7 protein-coding genes are annotated in these 5,849 nt (G+C 67.4%); 2 read left to right on the top strand and 5 right to left on the bottom strand.

Going from position 1 to position 5,849, the window contains the following annotated elements:
• The 5 genes from ACTHJR_RS06480 to ACTHJR_RS06460 all read right to left on the bottom strand — a co-directional run.
• The coding region (locus tag ACTHJR_RS06480) for a sulfatase-like hydrolase/transferase (RefSeq protein WP_440522309.1) at positions 1 to 1,038 on the bottom strand (1,038 nt) is incomplete at its 3' end.
• Positions 1,039 to 1,452: 414 nt separating this feature from the next.
• On the bottom strand, positions 1,453 to 2,277 hold the full coding sequence (locus tag ACTHJR_RS06475; RefSeq protein ID WP_440522308.1) for a PP2C family serine/threonine-protein phosphatase: 825 nt from the start codon (positions 2,275 to 2,277) through the stop codon (positions 1,453 to 1,455).
• A gap of 24 nt (positions 2,278 to 2,301) precedes the next feature.
• Positions 2,302 to 3,246 carry an aldo/keto reductase gene (locus ACTHJR_RS06470; RefSeq protein ID WP_440522307.1) on the bottom strand — a complete coding sequence of 315 codons (945 nt, stop codon included), beginning with the start codon at positions 3,244 to 3,246 and terminating at the stop codon, positions 2,302 to 2,304.
• Positions 3,243 to 3,425 (bottom strand): hypothetical protein, encoded by a 183-nt coding sequence (locus ACTHJR_RS06465; protein WP_440522306.1) that lies wholly within the window; start codon positions 3,423 to 3,425, stop codon positions 3,243 to 3,245. Before ACTHJR_RS06465 ends, ACTHJR_RS06470 begins: the two co-directional genes overlap by 4 nt.
• Positions 3,425 to 3,724, bottom strand: a complete 300-nt coding sequence (locus ACTHJR_RS06460; RefSeq protein WP_440522305.1) for a hypothetical protein — start codon at positions 3,722 to 3,724, stop codon at positions 3,425 to 3,427. The genes ACTHJR_RS06465 and ACTHJR_RS06460 overlap by 1 nt, the downstream gene beginning before the upstream one ends.
• Before the next feature lie 104 nt (positions 3,725 to 3,828).
• Between ACTHJR_RS06460 and ACTHJR_RS06455 the strand changes: the two genes are divergently transcribed.
• The gene (locus tag ACTHJR_RS06455; RefSeq protein ID WP_440522304.1) at positions 3,829 to 4,788 is read left to right on the top strand and encodes an ArsR/SmtB family transcription factor; all 960 of its coding nucleotides are present in this window, start codon (positions 3,829 to 3,831) and stop codon (positions 4,786 to 4,788) included.
• Positions 4,789 to 5,727: a methylenetetrahydrofolate reductase gene (metF, locus tag ACTHJR_RS06450; protein WP_440522303.1), complete on the top strand. Its 939-nt coding sequence runs from the start codon at positions 4,789 to 4,791 to the stop codon at positions 5,725 to 5,727. It begins immediately after the preceding gene.
• Positions 5,728 to 5,849 lie beyond the last annotated feature (122 nt).

The raw sequence follows: 5,849 nt of genomic DNA, 5'->3' as shown, positions 1-5,849 counted from the left end.
GGCGTTGACGAACCCGTAGACCAGGCCCTCCTGGCTCGCGCCATTGTCCGACAGGACCAGGATCAACGTGTCGTCGGTCAGGTCGGCGGTGTCGAGGAAAGCGGTCAGCCGCGCGATGTTGCGGTCGGCATGATCGAGCATCGCGGCATAGGCGCCCTGCAGCCGGGTGAAAAGGCGTTGGGCGTCGGCATCGAGGCTGTCCCAGGGCTGCACGAAGTCATTGCGCGGCGGCAGGGTGGTGCCTGCGGGCACCAGTCCCATTTCGATCATCCGCGCCAGCCGTCGCTCGCGCTCGGCGTCATAGCCGTCGCGGAACATCGCATCATAATGCCGGATCAGGTGCTGCGGCGCCTGGTGCGGGGCATGGCAGGCGCCATAGGCCAGCCAGAGCAAAAATGGTTTGTCGGGCCGCGCCGCAATATGATCGGCGACATAGCGTATCGCCTCATCGGTCAAGTCTTCTGTCAGGTGATAACCGGTTTGGTACGTTCCTGGCGGCGTTACCGGCGTGTTGTCGCGGACCAACTCGGGCGCGTACTGGTCGGTTTCGGCGTCCATGAAGCCGTAATAATGATCGAACCCGCGCCCCAGCGGCCAACCGTCATGCGGCCCGGTCGGCCCCGTCTCGTCGAGCGGGGTCACGTGCCATTTGCCGACCATGTAACTGTTGTAGCCGTGCGGGCGCAGCATCTCGGGCAGGGTACCGGCCTCGCGCGCGATCTTGCCGCGGTAGCCGGGATAGCCGCTGTCGAAATTGGCGAGGCAGCCCATGCCGACCGAATGATGGTTGCGCCCGGTCAACAACGCGGCGCGCGTGGTCGAGCACATCGCCGTGGTGTGAAAGCTCGAATAGCGCAGGCCCCGCGCGGCGATCGCATCGATCGCCGGCGTCGCGATCGGCGATCCGTAGCAGCCGAAATCGGACAGGCCGACATCGTCGAACAGGATGACGACGATATTGGGCGCACCCGCCGGGGGCTTGGGTCCGGACGGCCAGAACGGCGCATGCGGCGCGGCGAGCGGGTCGCGGTTGGGCATCCTTACTCTCCTGTCGCGCCCGCATCTTTCGCACGGGATCTCGAATCTTGGTTCGGCGTACCGCCTCTACATCCCACCCCGGCGAAGACCGGGGCCCAGTCGCGATGTCGTCTCGATGGCGGAATGCCATCTCCTGTTCGCCGAGGCTGGGTCCCGGCCTTCGCCGGGAGGGAGTAAGGGCGGGCGGAACCCCGCTCAGGCTTATGGAGCATGGCCAGAGCGAACAAGGCCCGCCTTACGCGCATTGGACGAGTCGGGCTGGATTGACGTTCAGCGCTCCGCCCCGTCATGCTGGCTCGTCCCGGCATCCACCGGGCGGCCAGGCTTGCCATGGAGCCTCATGTCCAGGATGTGCGGCGCTGTGGATCCCGGCACAAGGCCGGGATGACGATAGGGTTTAAGTGCGGCCCAAGATTATGCGGCCACCCGCAGCCAGATCGCGGTGGCGTCGTCGCCCTGTTTGAAGCGCGGCCAGCGCGTGCAGGCGGCGTCGTCGGCTTCGGCGGCGCGCAGCCGCGTGGCGATTCCCGGCAATCCGCCGTCGGCCAACAGGCCGGGCAGCGCCGCCTGGTCGATCAGCCGATAGAGATCGGTGATCGCGACGAAGCCATCGCTCATCAGCAGCAAGTCGTCTCCGGCGACACAGGGCTGGCTCGAATAATAGATCTGCTCGGCACCGGCGGGATCGATCCCGAGCACTTGCCGTCCGGGCCGGCTGCGCGCGGTGCGCAGGACGTCGAGCACCGGCGCGACGCGCTTGGGCGAGCCGAGGCCGTGGTGCGCGACGCTGCGCGCGAGGTCGGTCTCGTCGTCGCGGATGTCGCGCTGCGGCCCGATCCGCGTCGCATGCCCATCGCGGATCAGCAGAGCGGCGCAATCGCCGAGCCACGCGCAATCGACGACATTGTCGGCGACCGCCACCGCCAGGAACGAGGCCGAGGGGATTTCCCAGGTCTCCGGCTCACGGGTGCGCTGCTCGGCGAAGCGCGCGGCGACCGTCTCGAACACCATCCGGCAGGTCCGCTCGATCGACCCGTCCTCGGATGCCGCGGCGAAGGCGCGGTCGGCCTCGGCCGCGATCCACGCCGCGCCGCCGCGATTGCCGAGCAGCCCCGGTTCGCCGAGATCGGTGGCGCCGTCGATCACCCAGGCATGGGCATGGCCGGCGCCGGTGCGATCGTCATTCGCCTTGGCGGAATCGCCGGCCAGCGACAGCGACTGGATCAGATCGAGGTGCATGCCGCCCCTCCATTCGAAAGAGGATCAGGCGCCGGCGGCGTCGAGCTTGTCGAGCTGATCGGCGCTGAGCGTCAGATCCATCGCCGGCAGCAATTCCTCCAATTGCTCCACACTGGTCGCGCTGGCGATCGGCGCGGTGACGCTGGGCTGCGCGGCGAGCCAGGCCAGCGCGATCTGCGCCAGCGTCGCGCCGGTCTCGGCGGCGACCTCGTCCATCGCCTTGAGCACCGCGGCGCCCTTGCCTTCGAGCAATTCGGTCATGCGGCTGCCCCGCACGCTTTTTCCGAGATCATCGGCCGAGCGGTATTTACCGGTCAGGAAGCCCGAGGCGAGCCCGTAATAAGGCAGCACCCCGATATTATGCTCGACGCAATAATCCTGCAGCTCGCCCTCGAACTTGTGGCGGCTGACGAGATTATATTCGGGCTGCAGCACCTGGAAATGCGGCTGGCCCGCGGCGCGCGCGATGTCGTGGGCCGATTTGAGCCGCGCAGCGTGGAAGTTCGAGGCGCCGAGCACCGCGACCTTGCCGGCGGCGACCAGCTTGGCGAAGGCCTCCATATAGGCTTCCTGCGGCGTCGCCTCGTCATCCTGGTGCGCGTAATAAAGCGCGATCTGTTCGACCCCCAGCCGTTGCAGCGAGGCGTCGCACGCCTCCGCGATCCGCGCCGGGGCGAGCTTCTCGCCCGCGGCGCTCGGCAGCATGCCGACCTTGGTCGCGACGTCGACCTTCTTGCCGCTCGACTTGAGCCATTCGCCGATCATGCTTTCCGACTCGCCGCCTTTGTGGCCGGGCACCCAGGCCGAATAGACGTCGGCGGTGTCGACCAGGGTCCCACCGGCATCGACGAAAGCGTCGAGCACGGCGAAGCTGGTCGTTTTGTCGGCGGTCCAGCCGAACACGTTGCCGCCGAGGCAGAGTTTCGGCGTGTGAAGGCTGGAGGCGCCGAGGCGGCGAAGATCGGTCACTGACTATTTCCCTGGTCGGAGGGCTGGGCGGGAACGGCGTTGTTGGCGTCGAGCATCGCGGCGGCATCGTTCAGCGCGCGCTGGTCGTCCGCCGAGACGCCGCCGGTATCGTCATGGCTCGAACACCCGGCCAGCCCTGCCAGCAAGGCAAGACCGGCGAGCATCGCGCGGCCGCGCATCAATCCTCGATCTCGTTGCCGGCGTCCTTCAGCGCCTGGCCGGCGTCGTTCTTGGCATCCTTGCTCGCCTTGTCGATTTTGTTCGAGGCGGCATCCATCTTGTTCTCGGCCGCACCCAGCGCGCTGTCGACCGCGGCGTCGGTGGTGTTGACCGCACGCGCCATCGTCGCATTGGCGTCGCCCGCCATCGTGTTGGCGGCTTCCGAGGCTTCGTTCTGCGCCTTCTGGCTGCACGCGGCGACACCGAGCAGGGCGATGGTCGCAAGCGAGATCGCCAGCGTCTTGGGGGCCTTGGTCATCGTGGATTCTCCTTCAAAAAAGGGTCAAAGCACCGCTACCGTTCCGCCGTTCCGTGCGCAACGCGTTGACGTCATATAAAGATATCTTTATATCTCTAATCGACATGCCGAACGCCCTGGACATCTTCCGTGCACTTGCCGATTCGACGCGGCTGCGGATCGTCGCGCTCGTGCGCTCGATGGAGCTGTCGGTCGGCGAATTGGCGCAGGTGCTCGGACAAAGCCAGCCGCGGGTCAGCCGGCACGTGAAGATCCTGTCCGACGCCGGCATCGTCGAGCGGCGCAAGGAAGGCAGCTGGGTGTTCGTGGCGATGGGCGCGCGCGATGTCGTGGCGCCGCTCTGCACCGCGCTCGACGCCTGGGAAGGCGACCGCGCGCATGCCCGTGCCGAGGCCGATGCCGCGCGATTGGCGGCGGTCCGCGCCGACCGCGCCGCGCACGCCGCCGGCTGGTTCGAGAGCAATGCCGGCGAATGGGACGCGATCCGCTCGCTGCACATCGCCGAGGAACAGGTCGAGGCGGCGATGGCCGAGGTGCTCGGCGACGCGCGGATCGAGCGGCTGGTCGATATCGGCACCGGCACCGGCCGCCTGCTCGAATTGTTCGCGGGGCAGGCCGATCACGCGCTCGGCATCGACCGCAGTTCCGAAATGCTGCGGCTGGCGCGCGCCAAGCTGACCGAACGCGGGCTCGACAATACCGAATTGCGCCAGGCCGATCTCTATGCGCTGCCGCTCGACAGCGGGACGGCGGATCTCGCGATCCTGCACCATGTGCTCCATTTCGCGCAGACGCCCGACGCGGCGATCGCCGAGGCCGCGCGGGTATTGGGGCCGGGTGGTCGCCTGCTGATCGCGGATTTCGCGCCGCACGGACGCGAGGAATTGCGCATTCGAGACGCGCATGCCCGCCTCGGCTTCTCGGACGAGCAGATGCTCGGCTGGTTCGCGCATTCGGGACTGGCCCCGGTGCGGACCGAGACGCTCGAGGGCGGTGAACTGACGGTGAACTTGTGGCTGGCGCGCAAGGCGGGCGAGCCGAAGACGATAGCGGAGGCAGCGTAAATGGTTTCGGTGAAGGAGATGTCCGAGGCGCGCCGCGCATTGGCGAGCCCGTTGTTCGCGGACCTCGCGGGCGACGCCCGGGTCAGCTTCGAATTCTTCCCGCCGAAGACCGAGAAGATGGAGGAGACCCTGTGGGAATCGCTCCAGACGTTGAGCCCGTTCGGACCGCGCTTCGTCTCGGTGACCTATGGCGCCGGCGGCTCGACCCGCGAACGCACGCATGCGACCGTCGCCCGGATCGCGCGTGAGACCGACATCCCGGCCGCCGCGCATCTGACCTGCGTCGAGGCGACCAGGGAAGAGATCGACCAGGTCGCCAACGATTATTGGGACGCCGGCGTGCGCCACATCGTCGCCCTGCGCGGCGATCCGCCGCGGGCGGGCGAGAAATATGCGACGCATCCCGGCGGCTATGAGAATGCCGCCGATCTCGTCGCCGGCTTGCGCAAGCTGCACCCGTTCGAGATCTCGGTCGCGGCCTATCCCGAATGCCATCCGGATTCGCCCAATGCGGTGGCCGACCTCGACAATCTCAAGCGCAAGTTCGACGCCGGCGCGACGCGCGCGATCACCCAGTTCTTCCATGAGGCGGAGACCTTCTTCCGCTACCGCGATGCGGTGGCGGCCGCCGGGATCGATGCCGAGATCGTGCCGGGCATCATGCCGGTGATGAATTTCGCCAGCGTCCAGCGCATGTCGGCGATGTGCGGCACCGCGGTGCCGAGCTGGATGGGCCGCCTGTTCGAGGGGCTCGACGATCACCCCGCCGCGCGCCAGTTGGTGGCGGCGACGATCGCCGCGGAATTGTGCCGGCGGCTCTATGCGGGCGGCGTGCGCAATTTTCATTTCTACACGCTCAACCGCGCCGAGCTGAGCTACGCGATCTGCCATCTGCTGGGCCTGCGGCCGAAGGACGCGGTGAAGGCAGAGGCGGCGTGAATTTCTCGTCACCCCAGCGAAAGCTGGGGTCTCGTGCCGCACGCGGCACGCTCAATAACTGGGAGATCCCAGCTTTCGCTGGGATGACGCTTATGACGACTGCACGTGAAAAACTGCTCGCC

It is taken from the genome of Sphingomonas sp. (assembly GCF_051962185.1).
Classification (GTDB): domain Bacteria; phylum Pseudomonadota; class Alphaproteobacteria; order Sphingomonadales; family Sphingomonadaceae; genus Sphingomonas.
This window is presented reverse-complemented; position numbering and strand designations above follow the sequence as displayed.